We start from the raw sequence: 549 nt of genomic DNA, 5'->3' as shown, positions 1-549 counted from the left end.
CCGGCGACTCGCCCGAATCCGGTTGAATAACCCGCCGTTCTGATGAAAAAGCCGACCTTCGTGGTCGGCTTTTTTTTGGCTTTTTACGGGAGGGGTTTTCGCATTCCGACGATTTGTGGCATCACCTCACGCATCATTTCCAGAAAACGCCTCAATCGCGCGGGATAATAGCGCGACCACGGATAAACTAGGTGCACCGGCAGCGCAGCTGGTTGCCAGCCCGGCAAAAGAGGCACCAGCCTTCCCTCGCGGATGTCCTGTTCCACGGTCCAGCTCGAGACCACCGCCACGCCTAATCCATTCAACGCCATGGTGCGCGTTACATACAGGCTGTCGGTGCTCAGACGCGGCGAAATTGCCACACGCGCAGGCTGTGGCGAAGCTCCGTCAAACAGCTCAATATGCTGATGATAAAAGGTATTGAGTGCAATCCAGGGAAGCGCAGTGAGATCGTCGGGGACCTCAGGCATGGCATGACGGGCCAGTAGCTCGGGCGCCGCAACCACACAGCGTGGGACTTCGGCCAGCAGCACCGATACCGTATTAGGG

1 protein-coding gene is annotated in these 549 nt (G+C 58.1%); it reads right to left on the bottom strand.

All coding sequences use genetic code 11. From position 1 onward, the window contains the following. Positions 1-83: 83 nt before the first annotated feature. Positions 84-549 (bottom strand): substrate binding domain-containing protein (locus K5E19_RS23705; RefSeq protein ID WP_221553369.1); only part of this gene is annotated, 466 nt, incomplete at its 5' end.

This window comes from Enterobacter sp. RIT637, assembly GCF_019718755.1.
Lineage (GTDB): Bacteria > Pseudomonadota > Gammaproteobacteria > Enterobacterales > Enterobacteriaceae > Enterobacter.
The sequence above is the reverse complement of the archived record's forward strand: the minus strand, read 5'-3'. Positions and strand labels throughout refer to the sequence as shown.